This window comes from Hypericibacter terrae (assembly GCF_008728855.1).
In the GTDB taxonomy this organism is placed as follows: domain Bacteria; phylum Pseudomonadota; class Alphaproteobacteria; order Dongiales; family Dongiaceae; genus Hypericibacter; species Hypericibacter terrae.
In genome coordinates this window covers 3,225,421-3,244,155 of sequence record NZ_CP042906.1, presented here as the reverse complement: position 1 = coordinate 3,244,155, position 18,735 = coordinate 3,225,421, and the positions used below count along the sequence as shown (strand labels likewise).

The window sequence follows — 18,735 nt, the reverse complement described above, 5'->3', positions numbered from 1 at the left end:
GATGGCTCAGCCTATCACGCGGCCGCGGGCCTTGCGGCCCCGTTGACGAGATCGAGGCTGGTCTGGACCGGGGTCACGTTGCGCAGCATGTCGAGCACCGGGCTATGCCGGTCGACCATCGCCTTGAGCCGCTCGATATCCTCGATCGAAGCCGGGCTGTCGATCGTCACCGCGGCGCGGATGTCCCGGAAACCGGGGCGCACCCCGTCGGCCACGGCGAAGAGTCCGCGCAGGTCGATGCGCCCCGTCACCTTCACGGAGACGTCGCGCAGCGGGATCCCCAGGGTGTCGGCGTAAAGGCGGTAGGTGGCCTCCTGGCAGCTGCCGAGGGCCGCCAGGACGAGCTCGGCCGGGTCGGGGCCGGCATCCTCGCCGAGCTCGGTGCCGGCGAGGCGCGAGGGCTTGTCGGTCGTCAGGTGGAAATCGCGGATCTGAGCCTCGCTGCAGAGCCCGCCGGTCGAATGGGTCAGGGCGGAGAAGGCCTGCAGGGCGTCGCCGGGCTTGTCACGCAACTGGGCTTGGGCGGCGATGAAGCGATCCTGGTAATTGACGGTCATGGTTCGGGCCCTCCTGAGGGTCACGGGGTCGTGGGGCTCCGAAAACTCGGACGCTTTAGCGTTTGGTGTCGCGGCGCAAGCTGCCCCTCAAATCCCCGCGGGTTCGTTCGGCGGTTGCCAGGAGAACCACTCCCGAAATCCTTTCGGTCAAAAACAAAAAGACCGCCGCAGCAAAGCTGGGCGGTCGGACCGACCGTCGCTTTAGCTGCATTTTTATCGCGCCCGCAAGCTGTGGCTCAAATCGGCGCGTGCAAGAAATATGGGGAAATGGATTCCCCCTGTCAATTGAAACCGTAAAATAGATATATTTTACGGTGTAGGTTCGTATATTTCGTAAGTGAAGCTCGCGTTCTTGCCGACCGAGACCTCACGGAAGCCCAGGGGGACAGCGCCCTGGAGCGGGCAGTTGCTGTTCCCGATCACCTTGAACTCGTCGTTCTTCACGCAGAAGCGGAAGCCGCCGCCCATGAACCAGTTATGGGCCTTGGCGTCGGCATAGAGATAGTACTTGGTCTCGGCGAGCTTGCCGGGCAGGAGCGTGGCGCAGCGCGCCGGCTCGACGTTCCACCAGCCCTGGGACAGCCATTGACCCTGCTGGCGGAATCCCAAGGCCACGGCGACCCGTTCCTTGGTCTTGTTGCAGACATTGAAGTCGGCCTTCGCCGGGCCGGCTTCGGCCAGAATGGCGCCCGCGACAAGGACAGGGATCAGATGCAGAAAACGGGCTTTCCTCATCCTCCGGATGAAGATCAGGAGACCCCTGAAAATTGCCGTGTTTGGAATGACTTGGCGCATGCCTCTTCATGCACACAGAGCCGTAAAGGAAGGCTTAAGCAGAGCGGTGCTACCCATGGCCATTCGGAGAATTTCGGATAAAGGCCAAGGAGTCTCAACCGTGACAGCCGGCTATCTCAGCACCATCGGATTGATCGAGCGCCTGCATCGGCAATGTCTCGAGGTCATCAAGGTCGAGCTCGACCGCGGCGGCATTCGCGACCTGTCGAACGTGCAGGCGATGATCCTGTTCAACATCGGCGACGATGAGCTGACGGTCGGCGAGTTGACCCAGCGCGGCTATTACCTGGGCTCGAACGTCTCCTACAACGTCAAGAAGATGGTCGAGAACGGCTATCTGATCCAGGAGCGCTCCCGCCACGACCGCCGCAGCCAGATCGTCCGGCTGTCGGAAAAGGCGCTCGCCGTCCGCGACCGCATCCGCGTGATGTATGACCGCCATGTCGAGGCCCTGGGCCCCGAGATGGCCCAGCTCGAAGGTGTGAACAAGTCGCTCCTGAAGCTCGAGCGGTTCTGGAACAACCAGATCAGCATCGGCCAGCGCACCCCGTCCTCGTCGCAGGACGCCGCGGCCTGATTCGCGGAAAAGGGAGCGGACTCCATTCTCTCCTCCCCCGTCTTACGGGGGAGGATTAAGGAGGGGGCTGCTCGGTATCTGAAACCGCGTCTTCCCCCTTCCTGACCCTCCCCCGTTCCGGGGGAGGGAACAACACTTCCGATCTTCCCGCCGAGTCTCTCCGCCTCACCCGATCTTCGTCGCCTTCAGCCGCGCCTCGTCGAGCTCGATGCCGAGGCCGGGTTTGTCCGTGAGCGTGAACCAGCCGCCCTTGGCGTCGACCGGATCGACCAGCATGTAGTCGCGCCGGTCGAGGCCCCATTCGGGCGGGTCGTAGGGGAACTCCAGGAAGGGCGCCCCGGTGGCGCCGGCGGTGAGATGGGCATTGGCCACGACGCCGATGCCGTTGGTCCAGGTGTGGGGCGTGAAGACCAGGTTGTGCTCGAGCGCCATCTGGCCGACGCGGCGCAGGCCCGTGATGCCGCCCACCAGCGCCACGTCGGGCTGCAGCACGTCGAGGCTGCCGCGCTGGATCAGGTTGCGGAACTCGTGGAGCTCGCGGGTCATCTCGCCGCCGGCGATGCGCACCCGGGTCGACTGACGCAGGGCGGCCATGCCGTCATAGTCGGCGCGATGGAGCGGCTCCTCCATCCAGAACACCTCGAGACCCTCGAGCGGCTTCGCCACCTGGAGCGCGTCCTTCAGGCTCCAGGGCTGGGCCGTGTCCCAGGGCATGCGCCAGCCCTGATTGCAGTCGACCATCAGGGTGAGCTTGTCGCCGACCGCCTTGCGCACGGCGGTCAACGCCGCGATGTCCTGGCGCCAGTCGCCGCGATGGAAGCGGATCTTCATGGCGCCGAAGCCCTGCGCAATGAATTGCTGGGCGACTTCGACCAACTGCTCGGGCTTGCGCAGCGTGCCGGACGAGGCATAGGCGCGGACCTTGTTGGAGAGCCCGCCCAGGAGCTTCCAGCAGGGCTGGCCCGTGATCTTGCCGGCGAGATCCCACAGCGCCAGGTCGAGCGGCCAGCAGCGGCCGTAATGGAAATTGATGTTGGCGAGGACCCGGTAATGGCGCTCGATCGCCATCGGGTCCTGGCCGACGAAGAGCTCCTCATGGCCGGCGAATCCCACCATCAGGTCGCCCGAGCCGATGCCGGTGATGCCCTCGTCGGTCTCGACCCGGACGATGGTCGCGTCCCAATGGGTGCGGGGCCGCGTGTCCCAGCTGGCGTGGAAGGGCGGGTCGAACTTGTAGCGATGCTGGCTGATGCGGATCGCGGTGATTTTCATGGCGGGGTCCTGTGGCGTGAATCGTCAGCCGCGCGGCGGCGGGCGGCTACGTCGAGGCGAAGAAGGGTGTTGAATCCGAACTCAGCAAACGATCGTAGTCGATTAAAAATTTTAGATAAATTGAGTTTTATGATTGCGATGTTTTAACGGCCCTCATGCTCTCCTGGGGTGGTACCGCAGCCTTTGCGGCCCTTCAACTGCTATCGGAGAGACAGCCGACAGAGCGCAGACATTCGGATCTCTTTTTCGTGGTGTCCGCGGCCACCCGCCGAGCTCGAGGCGGTCCGGCCGATGATCCCACGGTCTGCGCACCGCCGACGGAGGATGATCATGCGACAGCCCGCGCGATTCGTGATGGCCGGCAATGCGGCCTCCAGCCACGCCTTTCGTTCTTCGCCCGCCCGTGCGGTGGGCGCGAAGCAACTGGTGGCGGGCGCTGGCGGTGTGGTCGCGGCCGGCAAGCGGGTGCTGCGGGCCAAGGGCAAGGCTGCTGTCCGTCGCGAGCCGACGGAGGAGGGGCCGAGCTGGACGCTGATCGGCATCGTCGTCGGCGCGGCGGTTGCCGTCCTGGTCGCCGCGTTCCTCGTCATCGCCTATGCGCGGAGCGGCGGCACGGCCGCAGCGGCCTGCCACCAGATCGGCCAGACGGGTCTCGTTCATGCTGTCGTGTGTCCGGCCGGGCTGAGGGGGGACGATCTGGCCAGCGCCGGCGAGAATGCCTGCGACGAGCCGCTCGGGACCCCCTGCATGGCCTATATCTGGATCGCCGGGCCCGAGGCACCGGCGCGGCTGCCGATGAGCAAGGCTCAGTCCGCCGCAGTCTGGGCGGTGTGGAGCAACTGGGACGGTGTGCTGCGGAACTGTCGGCGGGAGGCTTGCTGAGGGCATAACGGCGCTTCGGGAAGCTGATTGCCCTCATGTCCCCTCCCCCGGAACGGGGGAGGGTCAGGGAGGGGGAAGACGCGATTTCGGATACCGAGCAGCCCCCTCCTTAATCCTCCCCCGGAAGACGGGGGAGAAGATAACAGAGCGCGCATCGCCGATCCGCCCGTTGACAGTCTCCTACCGCCATTGATCATGGCGGGCCGGCGCGCGGATGGCGCCCCGGCGTTGCCGGCAGGGAACTGGAATCGATGGATCTCGCATTGCTCGTCTCCGCCGCGATCGCCGGCGCGATCGTGGTGCTGACGCCGGGACCGGCGGTCATCGCCTTCATCGGCATCGGCGCGGCGCGCGGCCGCTGGGCCGGGGCGCAATTCCTGTTCGGCCACCTCCTCGGCGACACGCTTTGGTGCAGCCTGGCGCTGGTGGCCCTGGTCGGCGCCAATCTCGTCTCGCCCTGGCTGTTCCATGGGCTGGCGCTCGCCTGCGGGCTCTATCTGCTGTGGCTCGGCACGCGGGCCGTCCTGGTGCGCAAGCGCCCGGAGGGCGGCACCAGCGCCGATGTCGACCGGCCCTATCTGCGCGGCGTGCTGTTCGGGGTCTCGAATCCCAAGAGCTACCCCGTGACGCTCGCGGTCTTCACCGCGATCCTGGCGGGGCAGCTGGCGGGCTTCGGCTGGAGCCAGGCGCCGATCTTCCTGGCGGCCTGCCTCGCCGGGTTCGTCGCCGCCGATTTCATCCTGATCTGGCTCGTCGGCACCGGCCCCTTGCGGCGTTTCTATGCGACGCATGAGATCTGGATCATCCGCGCCACCGGCGTGATGTTCATCGGCTTCGCGCTCAACACGCTCTGGCATTTGGCACGCGAACTGTCGCTTCTGGGCTGATCTGGATCTGGCGGTCGCAGCGGACGGAAGCCGGGTGTCGTCCGGCCATGCCTGGTACTATCCTGGTCGACGATGGGCATCTCGGGAGAACATCGTCAGGAACGAGGGTGACGACATGAGCGGAGACTCAAGCCCCCATGGTGTGCTGAGCCTGGATGAGCTGGAGATCCTCGTCGTCGTCGACAACGAAACCGATACCTTGTCGAGCGTCGACGAAGGCGTGCCGCAGATCCCGGAGGTCGTCCACCTCGCCGCGCGCACCCCGCCAAGCCGCAAGTATGAAGGCCACGACTGCAAGGTGGTATTCGACCAGCTGTGCTGCGCCTGTCACGGACTCTCGGTGCTGCTCACCGGTCGCCGGGGTGGGCAGAAACGCAGCATGCTTTTCGATGTCGGCCCCTATCCCGACCTCTGGCTCGACAATGCCCGGCGCCTCGACGTCGATCTCTCGGCAATCGAATGCATCTTCCTGTCGCATTGGCATTTCGATCACAGCGGCGGTCTTCCGGAAGTCATCGCGGCCATCGGCAAGGCGCGGTCGAGGGCCGGTTTGTCTCCGCCGATCGTCGATCTTCATCCGGACCGACCGGACCAGCGTGGCGTTCTGTTGCCGAGCGGCGTCATGCTCATGCTGCCGAAGGAACCCACTTTCGAAGACATCGCGCAATGCGGCGGCGAGACCGTGACCCGCGATGATCCCCATCCCCTCTGTGGCGGCTTCTTCTTCGGGAGCGGAGCGATCGATCGCGTCACCAGCTACGAGACCGGGCTTGCCGGTCACCACAGTTTCCGCGGCGACGACGGCAAACCGGATCCCCTGATCATGGATGAGCGCTTCGTCGCGGCCAGCATCCCAGGCCGAGGCGTGACTGTGCTTTCCGCCTGCTCGCATGCAGGCATCGTCAATGCCTGCCTCGGCGCGAAGAAGCATTTTCCGGATACTCCCATCGACCTCGTGCTCGGCGGCTATCATCTGTCCGGCAAGGCCATGGAGGCGCGGATCGAGCCGACAGTCCGCGATCTGCAGTCGCGCATCGATCCACGCCTCGTGGCTCCCGGTCACTGCACGGGTTGGCGCGCAAAGACAAATCTGGCCAGCGCCTTCGCGCCAGGCCGGTACGCGCCGAGCGTCGTCGGGACCTTATATCGCTTGAGCGCTGTTCGGACTTAGCAATCCTGTTGAGTGAAAGGCCTTCGACAGCGCCATCGATCTGCATCGAGACGGACCCGGACCGTGGCGGAGGGATAAATCCACAAGGACAATGAACTTTCGGCTCGCCCACAGAGGCTGGCTGGCATTAGATTCTCACCTTCGTCGTGGCGGGCCTTCCGGCTCCTTTTTCGGAGGTAGTGATGAAGCTGCTCCATAGTGCTGTTGCGTGCATGTTTGTTCTTGTTCTTGTGACCGGCTGCGCCTCGACCGAGGTCTCCAACCGAAAGACTTACGCGGGGCCGCCGCTCGCCCGACCCGATCGCATCATCGTCTATGATTTCACCGCGAACCCCGACAACGTGCCGCCGGAATCGTCTTTCGCCGGGGATAGCGCCGGCAAGCCCACGCCCGAACAACTCCAGGTCACCGAGCAGGTGGGGGCCGAGGTGGCAAAGCAACTCGTCGCGGATCTCCGCGAGGCGGGACTGCCGGCAGTCCAGGCCGCAGGGCAGCCGGCCCCGAAAGTCAATGACATCGTGATCAAGGGCTACTTCGGTTCGGTCAATCAGGGCAGCGTGGCCAAGCGCGTCTTGATCGGCTTTGGATCCGGCGATGCGAGCCTGGTGACGGTGGTCGAAGGCTACCAGATGAGGTCCTATGGTCTGCATCTGCTCGGGAGCGGAGAAGTGAATTCAGAGGGCGGCCATATGCCGGGGGTCATCCTGCCGCTGGCCGTTCTGGCTGCCACCGCGAACCCGATCGGGCTCGTGGTCGCCGGCACGGTGAAGGTGGCTGGAGAGGCAAGCGGCGCGACGACGATCGAAGGTGCCGCCAAGCGCACGGCCGATGAGATCTCGGTCGAGCTGGTGGATGCCGCGAAAAGGCAGGGCTGGATTCAGTAGACGGGCGGAGTCCTGCTCTACGGACGTGGCGGCGTTTTGGCCTGGATCAACGTCCGCAGCATCCCGCGATCGGCCTTGCCGGAGCGGCCGAGCGGCAGCTCGGCCGCAAAGTGGATGAAATCCGGCAGCTTGAACCGGTCGAGCCGCTCCCGCGCCCAGTCGATGAGGCGCGCCTGATCGAGCCGGGCGCCTTCGCGCGGGACGACCAGGAGATGGAGCGCCTCGCCCTTCGACGCATCGGGGGCGCCCACGGCGAGCGCGCCCGCGACCTCGGGATGCTCGGCGAAGACGCGTTCCACCTCGAGCGGTGAGATCTTGTTGCCGCTGCGGACGATGAGATCCTTCGCGCGCCCGACGAGCTCGACGCGCCCGTCCGCGCGAGACCGCGCCAGATCGCCGGTACGGAACCATCCGTCGTCGAACGCCGCGGCCGTCGCCTCCGGCGCGTCGAGATAGCCCCGCATGGCGGTCGGCGTGCGAATCTGCAATTCACCATCGCCCGGGCTCAGACGGAATTCGATCCCGGCGCCTGGGCGGCCGATGCTCCCGGCCGCTTCGTCATACGCCTCTGGAGGCAGAAAAAAGTCGCAGCTGCCGGTTTCGGTGAGGCCATAGATGTCTCCGAGCGCGGCCGCCGGCCAGAGCGCCCGAAAGCGCCGCCCCAGAGCCGCCGGCAGGGGCTCGCCGCCGGCCATGATCGCGCCGCTGTAGCGTGCGTCCGAGCGCGCCTCGGCGACCGGCAGCAGCGCCCGAAGCATGGTGGGAACGAGAGCGACGCGTCGAACCGGTGTGCCGACCAGGCGTCCCAGCGTGCCCGTGGCCTCGAACTTCTCGCAAAGCTCCAGCGTTCCGCCGCGGAGCAGGGTCAGCAGCGATACCCATTGCCCGAATATGAAGGTGAGCTGCAGGGGCAGCAGGGTTCGCTCGCCGCCGACGAATCCGAGCGCGGTGTCGATCATGCCGAGTTTCCGCGAGAAGCGGTCATGTGCGAGCACGACGCCCTTGGGTTCGCCGGTCGAGCCTGAGGTGAAGAGGATATAGGCCGCGCCGGCGAGCAACGGTCGCGGTGGCGGCGGCGCGCCGCGCGAGCTGACCGGAGTGTCGGCTGCGAGCGGGGCCGCCACGACGATGTTCGGATACATATTGACGAGGAGGCGGGCGCCGGTTCGCCGGATGAGCGTGGCGACGGTTGCCTCGATGCTCGTGCGATGCACCGGCACGGCGACACCGCCGGCGAGCCAGATTCCGCAGAGACCGGCGAGATCATGAACGCGATTGGAAACGGCGAGCAGAACCGGCTCGTCCGCCTCGATACGGGCCTTGCAGAGGCTTTCGGCCGTCTTGCCCGCACTGTCGGCGAAGCTCCGATAGTTTAGCGATTCTGCAGCGCCGACGATGGCTGGCGCCATGCCGGAACGCTCGCAGGCTTCGATCAACTGTTGCCCCAGGTTCCCGGCGTCCGGAATCATTCGACACTCCTCCGATGAACCCTGGTTCCGGGCCGCATCCTAGGCGTTCGGGGGCCATACGGCAAAAGGGAGCGCTTCGAGAATCCGGGATTGCGGGCTAACATTCTCATCGCATCATTTGGTGGGGGCCTGTCACGATGATCATGCACAATTGGACGGCGAAGCACTGGATCGTCTGTGCGTTGATCATTTGCCTCGCGGTTGTGGCTTTCGTTCTGAGATGGTCGTAGCGCGAAGGAAAGGTCGTCTTCGAGAGCGTCTTCACTGGCCCCGGTGACGCAGCGCATCCACCAACAGGGCGAAGGCCGTCGAGGGTTGGCGTCGGCTGGGGTAATAGAGGTGATAGCCCGCATAGGGCGGGCACCAGTCCTCGAGCACCCGCTTGAGACGGCCCTTGGCGATATGGGGCAGTACCAGATCCTCCGGGACATAGCCCAGGCCGAATCCGGCGAGCGCGGCATTGAGGATCTGGAAGGTGCCGTTGAAGACGAGCTGGCCCTCGACGCGGACCTTGAGTTCGCGCCCGCCCTTTTCGAACTCCCAGGCATACAATCCGCCATAGCTGGGCAGATGCAGATTGATGCAGTTGTGGCCGATCAGGTCCTGCGGCTTCTTCGGCTCTGATCGCGTCCTGAAATAGGATGGCGTGCCGACGACCGCCATCCGCAGGTCCGGCCCGATACGGACGGCGATCATGTCCTTCGCCACCTGCTCGCCGCTGCGCACGCCGGCATCGAAGCGTTGAGCGACAATATCGGTCAGCCCCGCATCCATGATGATCTCGACCTTGATGTCCGGGTACCGACGCAGGAATTTTGCGAGCTTCGGCCAGAGGAGCGTGTCGACGGCATATTCGGTCGCCGTGATCCGAATGGTGCCCGCGGGCTTTTCCCGCAGCTCGCTCAGGGCCGCAAGCTCGGCATCGATCTCCTCGAACCGGGGGCCCAGGCTGTGAATCAGGCGCTCGCCGGCTTCCGTCGGCGAGACGCTGCGGGTGGTGCGGGTGAGGAGCCGGACGCCGAGCCGGGCCTCGAGCTCGCGGATGGTGTGGCTGAGCGCCGACTGGGAAACGCCCAGCTTCGCCGCCGCTTTCGTGAAGCTTCGCTCCCGTCCCACGGCCAGGAACGCCAGGAGGGCATCGAGATTGCCGCGCTGCATTCATGGCTCCTGCTCATAAGTCTATGTCGATTATAGCGGGTAATCGCATGCCGTCGCAGCCCCTAGATTCACGATCGAGGACAGTTGCGAGGACTGCCCGATCAATCGAAGAGAAAGAAATGGAAATCCAGCGAAACGGCTCACAGCCGTCGGGCAGGGGACCGGCCGAGTATTTCACCGGCACGGTCCGCATCGATCCGCTGTTCCGAGCACCCGATCCGGCCCGTGCGACGGGCGCCAGCGTCACATTCGAGCCCGGCGCCCGGAGCGCATGGCACACCCATCCCCTGGGGCAGACCTTGATCGTGACGGCCGGTTGCGGCTGGACGCAGTGTTGGGGCGGCCCTGTCGAGGAAACTCGTCCCGGTGATGTAATTTCGTGTCCGCCCGGCGTGAAGCATTGGCACGGCGCGACGCCGACCACGGCAATGACCCATATCGCCATCCAGGAGCGCGACGCCAACGGCAAGATCGTGGAATGGATGGAGAAGGTCAGCGACGAGCAATATCGCCTGTGATCTCGGACCCTCGAGAGGGCTCTCCCATCGCGAGGCGACAACAGAGAAGAACTCGACATGGCGTGGCCGAAAGACGAACTGCGAAAGATCGCGGAGGCGGACGATCTGCACATCTCGCCGTTCCGTGAGGACGGGACGACCTATGGCACCCCGACATAGATCTGGTCTGTCGCGGTCGATGGCGCGCTTTATGTGCGCGGCTATAACGGTCGGAACTCCACATGGTATCAGGCTGCCGCGCGGCAGAAAGCGGGGCGCATCCTCGCCGCCGGCATGACGAAAGAGGTGCTGTTCGAGACGGTCGACGGGCCCATCAACGACCTCGTCGACGAGGCTTACCGGGCGAAGTATCGCAGCAGTCCCTATCTCGGCTCGATCATCGGCGCCCGCGCCCGCGCCGCCACGATCAAGATCGTGCCCCGGTAAGCCCATATGATCTCGGAGACGGCGCCTTCGTGGCGAACCGTCGAACCAATCACAGGAGTTCGAAATGCAGAAGCGCAAACTCGGCAAAAGCAACCTGGAAGTCTCGGCCCTCGGGTTGGGCTGCATGGGACTGAGCTTTGGCTACGGTCCCGCGGTCGACAAGCCGACGGGAATTTCGTTGATCCGGTCGGCGGTCGAACACGGGGTCACGTTTTTCGACACCGCCGAGGTCTATGGGCCCTTCACCAACGAGGAGCTCGTGGGCGAGGCCTTGGCGCCTTTCCGCAAGCAGGTCGTGATCGCCACCAAGTTCGGCTTCGATCTCGATCCGAAGACCGGCCAGCAGCAGGGTTTGAACAGCCGGCCCGAGCATATCAAGCAGGTCGCGGAGGCCTCGCTCAAGCGGCTCAAGACCGATGTCATCGACCTGTTCTATCAGCACCGTGTCGATCCGAACGTGCCGATCGAGGAGGTGGCGGGCGCGGTGAAGGACCTCATCGGGCAGGGCAAGGTCAGGCATTTCGGCCTGTCCGAAGCCGCGGCGCAGACGATCCGGCGCGCCCACGCGGTCCAGCCCGTCACGGCGCTCCAGAGCGAATATTCGCTGTGGTGGCGCGAGCCCGAGGCCGAGATCCTGCCGACGCTCGAGGAGCTCGGGATCGGTCTCGTCCCCTTCAGCCCCCTGGGCAAGGGCTTCCTCACGGGCGCCATCGACGAGAACACGGCGTTCGACAAGACAGATTTCCGCAACGTCGTTCCCCGTTTCACGCCGGAGGCCCGGAAGGCCAACCAGGCCCTGGTGGCCCTGCTCGGCGACATCGCGGCCCGGAAACAGGCGACGCCGGCCCAGATCGCGCTCGCCTGGCTGCTGGCCCGGAAGCCCTGGATCGTGCCGATCCCCGGCACCACGAAGCTGCATCGGCTGGCGGAGAATGTCGGCGCTGCCGGCGTCCTGCTGACGCCGGAGGATCTCCGCGACATCGAACGGACCCTGTCGAAGGTCGCGGTTCAAGGGGCGCGGTATCCGGAACATCTGCAGAAGATGGTCGGCCGCTGAGCCGCCGGCATGGGAGTCGGGAGAGGATCATGAGCGGCAACATCGACGGCAAAATCGTCGTCATCACCGGCGCGAGCAGCGGGCTGGGAGAAGCGACCGCCCGGCTTCTCTCCGCCGAGGGTGCGAGCGTCGTACTGGGGGCGAGGCGCGCCGATCGGATTCGATCGCTGGCCGACGAGCTGACTGGCGGCGGCGCCAAGGCACTCGCCTTGACGACGGACGTCACTCACCGCGACCAGGTCAAAAGACTGGTAGACGCGGCCGTCGAGGCGCATGGGCGGATCGATGTGATGATCAACAATGCCGGGCTGATGCCGCAGTCCCTGCTCGAGCGGCTCAAGATCGACGAATGGGACCGGATGATCGACGTCAACATCAAGGGAGTGCTATACGGCATTGCCGCAGCGCTGCCCCACATGAAGCAGCAGAAAGCGGGACATATCATCAATGTCTCCTCCGTGGCGGGCCATAAGGTCGGCCCCGGCTCCGCGGTCTATGCGGCCACCAAATACGCCGTGCGGGCTCTGTCCGAAGGGCTGCGCCAGGAGGTGAAGCCGTACAACATCCGGACCACAGTGATCTCGCCGGGCGCGGTCGCCACCGAGCTCCCGGACAGCGTCACCGACCCCGATACCGCCAAAAGGATCCAGAATTTCTACGCGCAGGTCGCGATCCCGGCCGACTCCTTCGCGCGGACCGTCGCCTTCGCGATGAGCCAGCCCGAAGAGGTGGATGTGAACGAGATCCTGTTCCGGCCCACGCGACAGGAGCTGTGAGCTTCTCTGGCTCGGCGCCGTTGCGACGCGAGCTGGCCAATCGACCTCTCTCGCATTCGATGTGCCGCGAAGAAAGAAGCCCCGGTTCCATCGGAACCGGGGCTCGCTATATCAAAGCCGAGCCGCTTTGCGGCAAATGGGGACGTTCCCGGGTGCCGAAATGGCGGACCGTCACTCCGGCAGGCCCGCTTTGCGAAAACCTTCGAGGACCATTTCCAAGGATGCGGGGTTCCGAATCGGAAGACGCTGTCGGGCGCCCGACACCGTCAATCCCGGCGACAGGGCGACGAGCTTTGCAAGCGCAGCTCGCGCATCTTCCATGCGGTCAAGCTGGACATAGGCGGGGATCAAGAGCCAATAGGCCGAGTCCCAGTTGGGATTGAGGGCAGCCGACCGCTTGCCAAGCTCCAATGCCTGTTCAGGGCGTCCGGCGTAAAGATGGGCAATCCCGGCTATGGCCAGAAACATGAAGGCACCTGGGTCCATGGGGCTCAGGACCATGGCGCGTTCGGCACGGATCAGCGCGCCTTCGGGATCGCCGCCAAAAAGCAGCGCGGTACTCGATAGAAACTCGACAAACCCGGAACCGGGGTTGAGTTCGGACGCCCGACGCACCGCGTCAAGACCGGCATCATAGTCCCGCGCCACCATCACCAGGACAAAACCGGCAGCGGCCAGCGCCATCGCATCGTCGCTGCCAGCACTGATCGCTCTGCGGGCCAGCGCAATGGCAGTCCCCGCATCGTCTTGGCCCACGGGCGGCCAGCCTCGCACCAGTCGCTGCTCGTGGCACCATGCAGCAAAGGCGAGCGCAAGCGCATAGGTGGGCTCAAGATCGATGGCTTTCTGGAGCAGTTTCAGGCCCATCAGATTTTCATCCGGACGAAATGCATAAACATGCGGCAGTGCGCGGAGATAGAGATCATAGGCATCGAGGTTTTCGACCGGCCTGCGTCGCGCGCGTTCGATCTCCGCTTTGCGCAACGTCGGCTCGATCGCGCCGACAACGCTTCCGGTAATCTTGTCCTGGAGCTCAAACACATCCTCCAGATCTCCATCGAACCGGTCCGCCCACAGGTGGGCGCCAGTTGCGGCGTCGATCAACTGGCCAGTGATGCGCACGCGGCTTCCCGCCCTGCGGACGCTACCTTCCAGCACGAAGCGCACACCTAGTTCCCTGGCCACCTGGCGTACGTCCACCGCCCGGCCCTTGTAGGTGAAGCTCGAATTGCGCGCGATCACGAACAGCTGATTGAACCGGGACAGAGCCGTGATGATGTCCTCGACCATGCCATCGGCAAAATAATCCTGGTCGGGGTCGTTGCTCATGTTCGTAAACGGCAGCACGGCAATCGATGGTTTATTCGGCAACGTTGAAGCGGATCGGTGAATTTCCGGCGATTCTGCCGAGGCCGGTGCGGCGTCCTCGGCCTGAACCCTGTAGGCATGCACGGGTCCGACGATGTTTTTGACCTTCTGTTCCCCCATATCCTGGAACTGCATTTGCAACTTGCTTCGAACCTGGCGATAGACATCGCCCGAGACGCAGATCCCGCCGGGCTCGGCGAGTGACTCGAGCCGCGCCGCCAAATTGACGCCGTCACCGTAGAGATCGCTCCCCTCGACGATCACATCACCGAGATTGATGCCGATGCGTAAAAGGATGTGTTGATGAACGGGCAGGCCGGTATTCTGCGCTTGCATCGCTTTCTGCAATTCGATGGCACATTCCACGGCGTTGACGACACTGGTGAACTCGATCAGGACGCCGTCACCCATGACCTTAAAGATGCGCCCGCCTTGCCGCGCCACGGCTGGCATCACGACATCATGTCGACGCGCCCGCAGTTGCGCCATCGTTCCGGCTTCATCCAGTTCCATGAGCCGGCTATAGCCGACCACGTCAGCGGCCAGAATCGTGGTGAGACGGCGTTGGACGCGGCCTTCAGTCATGCGGGTGGGTCGCCTTCGGAGAACGCGATGCCCTGAATTGTATGGGCGCCCCGCGAGGGAGTCCATTCGACTGAATGTCTGCTTTGGGTCATCTGCCGATGCGACAGAAGTCCGCAGCTTACGGCCGTTTAGGGACTGAAAGCGGACATAGGGCTAGATAGCGAGCAGAACCGCTTAGGGCTGGGTTCGGCCATAGCGGCACGTCTGCTCCGCTAGCCGGCCGACTTTGTGTACCGGGTGCCGCAAAGAAAAAGCCCCGGTTCCATCGGAACCGGGGCTCCCTCTTCAGTCGCTGACCCGCAGGATCAGAGACCCAGGGCCTGCTGCGCCGGCATGTATTTGAGCTTCAGCGCCGTGGCGACCGCCTTGTAGGTGATATGGCCTTCATGGACGTTGAGGCCGTCCATGAGATGCTTGTCGTCGGCGAGCGCCCGGCGATAGCCCTTGTTGGCGAGCGCCAGGGTGAAGGGCAGGGTGGCGTTGTTGAGGGCCACGGTCGAGGTGCGGGCGACCGCACCCGGCATGTTGGCCACGCAGTAATGGACGATGCCGTCGACCAGATAGACCGGGTCGGCATGGGTGGTGGCCTTGCTGGTCTCGAAACAGCCGCCCTGGTCGATGGCGATGTCGACCAGGACCGAGCCCGGGCGCATCTGCTTGATCATCTTGTGGGTGACGAGCTTCGGCGCCGCGGCGCCCGGCACCAGCACGGCGCCGATCACCAGGTCCGAGCGCACCACGTTCCGCTCGATCGCGTCGACGGTCGAGAAGACGGTCTTGATGCGGCCGCCGAAGATGTCGTCGAGCTGGCGCAACCGCCCGATCGAACGGTCGATGATGGTGACGTCCGCGCCGAGGCCGACCGCCATCTTGGCCGCATGCGTGCCGGAGACACCGCCGCCGATGATGGTGACCTTGCCCGGCTGCACCCCGGGCACGCCGCCCAGCAGCACGCCCGAGCCGCCAGGCTCCTTCTGCAGATAGAAGGCGCCGACATGGGCCGACATGCGGCCCGCGACTTCGCTCATCGGCGCCAGCAAGGGCAGGGCGCCGCGATCGTCGGTCACAGTCTCATAGGCGATCGCCGTGGCGCCGGATTTGATCAGTCCCTGGGTCTGCTCGGGATCGGGGGCGAGGTGCAGATAGGTGAAGAGCACCTGGCCCTTGGAGAGCATCTTGCACTCCTTGGGCTGCGGCTCCTTCACCTTCACGATCATCTCGGCCTTGTCGAACACCTCGGCGGCGTTCTTGGCGATCTTCGCGCCGGCGGCCTTGTAGGCCTTGTCGTCGAAGCCGATGCCGGCGCCGGCATTGGTCTCGACCAGCACCTTGTGCCCATGATGCACGAGCTCGCGCACACCGGCGGGCACGAGGCCGACGCGGTATTCATGGACTTTGATTTCCTTAGGCACACCAATCAGCATGATTTGCTCCCGACGCTTACAAGCGTAAACCGGCCCGCAGGAACCAGGGCGCAGAGGCGCCCGGTCCGGCCGGCGATGTAGAACCCTCGATATTTCAGTCTGGCAGTCAGCCGGCCTTTTGTCCCGATGTCAGGCGCGGCGCTTGAACGTTTCCCTGCAGGCTTCCCTGAATTTCCGGTTCGAGCGATTCCGGCTTCTATCAAGGCCGTTGGCCCGGACCCTGGCTAGGGCCAGCCGGCTCCGAAATCCGGAGCCAGGCCGGCCGCCAGCCCGTTTTCAGTCCAATCCGTTGCGAAATCTCGGCTCAGTTGATCGCCTTCAGCACTTTCCCGATCGTGTCGAAGATCTGGTCGATATGGGTCTTCTGGACGATCAGCGGCGGCGACAGTGCGATGATATCGCCGGTGGTGCGGATCAGCACGCCCTTCTCGTAGCAACCCAGGAAGGCCTCGAAGGCGCGGGCGGTCGGCTTGCCTTCGCGCGGCTCGAGCTCGATGGCGCCGATGAGGCCGAGATTGCGCAGGTCGATGACATGCTTGGTGCCCTTGAGCGAATGGACCGCGTCCTCCCAGTAGGGCGCCAGCTCGGCCGCGCGCTCGAACAGGCTTTCGCGCTTATAGATATCGAGCACGGCCAGCGACGCGGCGCAGGCCGCGGGGTTGCCGGAGTAGGTGTAGCCGTGGAACAGCTCGATCGTGTTTTCGGGCGCGTTCATGAAGGCATCGTAGATGCCCTTGCGCACGAACACCGCACCCATCGGGATCACGCCGTTGGTGAGGCCCTTGGCGCAGGTGATCATGTCCGGCACCACGCCGAAATATTCGGTGGCGAAGGAGGCACCCAGGCGGCCGAAGCCGGTGATGACTTCGTCGAAAATCAGCAGGATGCCGTATTTGTCGCAGATGGCGCGCAGCTTCTGCAGATAGCCCTTGGGCGGCAGCAGCACGCCGGTCGAGCCTGCCACCGGCTCGACGATGACGGCGGCGATGGTCGAGGCGTCATGGAGCGCCACGATCCGCTCGAGCTGGTCGGCGAGCTCGGCGCCATGCTCGGGCAGGCCGCGCACGAAGGCGTTGCGCTTGAGGTCGTGGGTGTGGGGCAGATGATCGACGCCCGCCAGCATGGGGCCGAAGACCTTGCGGTTGGAGACGATGCCGCCGACCGAGATGCCGCCGAAGCCGACGCCATGATAACCGCGCTCGCGGCCGAGCAGGCGCGTGCGCGCGCCCTGGCCGATGGCGCGCTGATAGGCGAGCGAGATCTTGAGGGCGGTGTCCACCGCCTCCGAGCCGGAGTTCGCGAAGAACACATGGTCGAACTCGGGCAGCATCTGGGTCAGCGTGTTGGAAAGCTGGAAGGCTGCCGGATGGCCCATCTGGAAGGCCGGGGCGTAGTCGAGCTTGGTGAGCTGGGCGCCGACCGCTTCGGCGATCTCCTTGCGGGCATGGCCAGCATTCACACACCAGAGGCCGGCGGTGCCGTCCAGGATCGTGCGGCCGTCATGGCTCTGATAGTGCATGTCCTTCGCGGACACCAACAGGCGGGGGGCCTTCTTGAACTGCCGGTTCGCCGTGAACGGCATCCAGAACGGCTCGAGATTGTTCGGGGAAGCGTCGAAATCCACCGTGTTGGCGGTCATGAGAGCGGCCTCGCGAGGGGTCAGGGAAAAGTGGGCGGGAGCCTATCACGATTAAGAAAATAAACAATGGGCCGGAACCTCCCCCAAATGGTGGCGGTAAAGGCGAATTGCTGTTAAATATATTGATCGAGATAAACAGCAACGGAAGGAACCCGCCATGGAAGCGGGCTTCGATTTGGGCCAGCGGCTCAAGGGTTTGCGCGAGGCCCAGGGCTTCTCGCAGCGCGAGCTCGCCAAGCGCGCCGGCGTGTCGAACGCGATCATCTCGCTCATCGAGCAGAACCGGACCAGTCCTTCGGTCGGCCTGTTGAAGAAGGTGCTCGAAGGGCTGCCGATCTCGCTGGCGGATTTCTTCGCCGGCACCTCGCGCCTGACGCCGCAGATCTTCTTCCGTTCGGCCGAGCTGGTCGAGCTGGCGGGCGGCGCCATCTCCTATCGCCAGGTCGGGCGCGACATGGCGGGACGCGCGATGCAGATGCTCCATGAGCGTTACGCGCCCGGGGCCGACACCGGCCCGCAGATGCTGCGCCACGAGGCCGAGGAGAGTGGTGTGATCGTGACGGGCCATCTCGAAGTCACGGTTGGCGACCGGCGCACGATCCTCGGGCCCGGCGACGCCTATTATTTCGACAGCCGCACGCCGCATCGCTTTCGCAACGCGGGCGACGAGGAATGTATGGTGGTGACGGCCAACTCGCCGCCGAGCTTCTGAGAGGATGACGTGGCACAGACGAGCAAGATCGATCTCGAGGCCTATTTCCGCCCCCTGACGGCCTTCCTGCAGAAGGTGCCGTCGATCACCGGCAAGATCGGCACCGAGCGCCAGGAAGACGGTACCTGGTCCGCGAAGTTCACGATCGACATCGACGACGAGCTGGCCTGGCATGCCGTTCAGGAGCTGGGCCATGTGCTCAATTATCTCTCGCTCGAGGAGAGATTGCCGACCGCCTTCATGCCGGTCTCGCCACCACCCTATATGAATGGCGGGCCCCACGATTATCTCTCCTGGATGATCGAATGCCGCGACAAGGGCTTCTCGCCGAAGAAGATCGCCGAATGGCTCGAAAGCCGCCTCCCCACGCCGGTCAACGACCGCGACCAGTGGGAGCATGACGATGAGGATGGGGGCGAGCAGCGGGACGAGGAGGAGAAGGAGGATTAGGGCGTTGGCGCTGCGCTCAATGGTCACCCCCGCGAAAGCGGGGGCCCAACGTTAAGCTCGACACGTTGGTTCCACATGGGCCCCCGCTTTCGCGGGGGTGACACCTTTTTTCAAGTTCGACGGGCGCG

At 64.7% G+C, this 18,735-nt stretch carries 19 protein-coding genes; 11 read left to right on the top strand and 8 right to left on the bottom strand.

Features of this window, described 5'->3' with window-relative positions; genetic code table 11:
- Nucleotides 1-14: 14 nt before the first annotated feature.
- Together FRZ44_RS14815 and FRZ44_RS14810 are read right to left on the bottom strand one after the other, a co-directional pair.
- Nucleotides 15-557, bottom strand: a complete 543-nt coding sequence (locus tag FRZ44_RS14815) for an OsmC family protein (protein ID WP_151177915.1) — start codon at nucleotides 555-557, stop codon at nucleotides 15-17.
- Between the two features lie 309 nt (nucleotides 558-866).
- Entirely contained in the window at nucleotides 867-1,292 is a 426-nt protein-coding gene (locus FRZ44_RS14810) for a DUF1036 domain-containing protein (protein ID WP_191908110.1), read from the bottom strand.
- A gap of 160 nt (nucleotides 1,293-1,452) precedes the next feature.
- Here FRZ44_RS14810 and FRZ44_RS14805 point away from each other — a divergent pair, with 160 nt between their 5' ends.
- Nucleotides 1,453-1,929, top strand: a complete 477-nt coding sequence (locus tag FRZ44_RS14805) for a MarR family winged helix-turn-helix transcriptional regulator (protein WP_225308264.1) — start codon at nucleotides 1,453-1,455, stop codon at nucleotides 1,927-1,929.
- A gap of 165 nt (nucleotides 1,930-2,094) precedes the next feature.
- Here FRZ44_RS14805 and FRZ44_RS14800 read toward each other — a convergent pair whose 3' ends face one another.
- The gene (locus FRZ44_RS14800; RefSeq protein WP_151177912.1) at nucleotides 2,095-3,201 is read right to left on the bottom strand and encodes a mandelate racemase/muconate lactonizing enzyme family protein; all 1,107 of its coding nucleotides are present in this window, start codon (nucleotides 3,199-3,201) and stop codon (nucleotides 2,095-2,097) included.
- A gap of 330 nt (nucleotides 3,202-3,531) precedes the next feature.
- Between FRZ44_RS14800 and FRZ44_RS14795 the strand changes: the two genes are divergently transcribed.
- The 4 genes from FRZ44_RS14795 (at nucleotide 3,532) to FRZ44_RS14780 (ending at nucleotide 7,025) form a co-directional block, all read left to right on the top strand.
- Nucleotides 3,532-4,083 carry a hypothetical protein gene (locus FRZ44_RS14795; protein WP_151177911.1) on the top strand — a complete coding sequence of 184 codons (552 nt, stop codon included), beginning with the start codon at nucleotides 3,532-3,534 and terminating at the stop codon, nucleotides 4,081-4,083.
- Between the two features lie 251 nt (nucleotides 4,084-4,334).
- Nucleotides 4,335-4,970, top strand: coding sequence for a LysE family translocator (locus tag FRZ44_RS14790; RefSeq protein ID WP_151177910.1), 636 nt, complete (start codon nucleotides 4,335-4,337; stop codon nucleotides 4,968-4,970).
- 115 nt (nucleotides 4,971-5,085) lie between these two features.
- Complete coding sequence (locus tag FRZ44_RS14785; RefSeq protein WP_151177909.1) at nucleotides 5,086-6,141, top strand: MBL fold metallo-hydrolase; 1,056 nt, start codon at nucleotides 5,086-5,088, stop codon at nucleotides 6,139-6,141.
- Between the two features lie 182 nt (nucleotides 6,142-6,323).
- On the top strand, nucleotides 6,324-7,025 hold the full coding sequence (locus FRZ44_RS14780; protein ID WP_151177908.1) for a DUF4410 domain-containing protein: 702 nt from the start codon (nucleotides 6,324-6,326) through the stop codon (nucleotides 7,023-7,025).
- 17 nt (nucleotides 7,026-7,042) lie between these two features.
- Here the strand turns inward: FRZ44_RS14780 and FRZ44_RS14775 are convergent, their stop codons facing one another.
- Nucleotides 7,043-8,494: a class I adenylate-forming enzyme family protein gene (locus FRZ44_RS14775; RefSeq protein WP_151177907.1), complete on the bottom strand. Its 1,452-nt coding sequence runs from the start codon at nucleotides 8,492-8,494 to the stop codon at nucleotides 7,043-7,045.
- Nucleotides 8,495-8,755: 261 nt separating this feature from the next.
- Nucleotides 8,756-9,652, bottom strand: coding sequence for a LysR family transcriptional regulator (locus FRZ44_RS14770; protein WP_151177906.1), 897 nt, complete (start codon nucleotides 9,650-9,652; stop codon nucleotides 8,756-8,758).
- 119 nt (nucleotides 9,653-9,771) lie between these two features.
- Between FRZ44_RS14770 and FRZ44_RS14765 the strand changes: the two genes are divergently transcribed.
- The 4 genes from FRZ44_RS14765 to FRZ44_RS14750 all read left to right on the top strand — a co-directional run bounded on the left by FRZ44_RS14765 (nucleotide 9,772) and on the right by FRZ44_RS14750 (nucleotide 12,429).
- Nucleotides 9,772-10,170 (top strand): (R)-mandelonitrile lyase, encoded by a 399-nt coding sequence (locus FRZ44_RS14765; protein WP_151177905.1) that lies wholly within the window; start codon nucleotides 9,772-9,774, stop codon nucleotides 10,168-10,170.
- 192 nt (nucleotides 10,171-10,362) lie between these two features.
- Nucleotides 10,363-10,596, top strand: a complete 234-nt coding sequence (locus tag FRZ44_RS14760) for a DUF2255 family protein (RefSeq protein ID WP_407657984.1) — start codon at nucleotides 10,363-10,365, stop codon at nucleotides 10,594-10,596.
- Nucleotides 10,597-10,660: 64 nt separating this feature from the next.
- Nucleotides 10,661-11,653, top strand: coding sequence for an aldo/keto reductase (locus tag FRZ44_RS14755; RefSeq protein WP_151177904.1), 993 nt, complete (start codon nucleotides 10,661-10,663; stop codon nucleotides 11,651-11,653).
- A 29-nt stretch (nucleotides 11,654-11,682) separates the two neighbouring features.
- Nucleotides 11,683-12,429, top strand: coding sequence for an SDR family oxidoreductase (locus FRZ44_RS14750; RefSeq protein ID WP_151177903.1), 747 nt, complete (start codon nucleotides 11,683-11,685; stop codon nucleotides 12,427-12,429).
- 171 nt (nucleotides 12,430-12,600) lie between these two features.
- Here the strand turns inward: FRZ44_RS14750 and FRZ44_RS14745 are convergent, their stop codons facing one another.
- From FRZ44_RS14745 to FRZ44_RS14735, 3 genes are all read right to left on the bottom strand, one after another.
- On the bottom strand, nucleotides 12,601-14,382 hold the full coding sequence (locus FRZ44_RS14745; RefSeq protein WP_151177902.1) for an adenylate/guanylate cyclase domain-containing protein: 1,782 nt from the start codon (nucleotides 14,380-14,382) through the stop codon (nucleotides 12,601-12,603).
- A 305-nt stretch (nucleotides 14,383-14,687) separates the two neighbouring features.
- Nucleotides 14,688-15,806, bottom strand: a complete 1,119-nt coding sequence (gene ald, locus FRZ44_RS14740; protein ID WP_151177901.1) for an alanine dehydrogenase — start codon at nucleotides 15,804-15,806, stop codon at nucleotides 14,688-14,690.
- A gap of 304 nt (nucleotides 15,807-16,110) precedes the next feature.
- Nucleotides 16,111-17,445 carry an aspartate aminotransferase family protein gene (locus tag FRZ44_RS14735; RefSeq protein WP_151177900.1) on the bottom strand — a complete coding sequence of 445 codons (1,335 nt, stop codon included), beginning with the start codon at nucleotides 17,443-17,445 and terminating at the stop codon, nucleotides 16,111-16,113.
- A 157-nt stretch (nucleotides 17,446-17,602) separates the two neighbouring features.
- On the opposite strand from FRZ44_RS14735, the gene FRZ44_RS14730 reads away from it, so the two are divergent.
- Together FRZ44_RS14730 and FRZ44_RS14725 are read left to right on the top strand one after the other, a co-directional pair.
- Complete coding sequence (locus FRZ44_RS14730) at nucleotides 17,603-18,157, top strand: cupin domain-containing protein (protein WP_151177899.1); 555 nt, start codon at nucleotides 17,603-17,605, stop codon at nucleotides 18,155-18,157.
- Between the two features lie 9 nt (nucleotides 18,158-18,166).
- Nucleotides 18,167-18,607 (top strand): hypothetical protein, encoded by a 441-nt coding sequence (locus FRZ44_RS14725; RefSeq protein WP_225308263.1) that lies wholly within the window; start codon nucleotides 18,167-18,169, stop codon nucleotides 18,605-18,607.
- The last annotated feature ends 128 nt before the right edge of the window (nucleotides 18,608-18,735 follow it).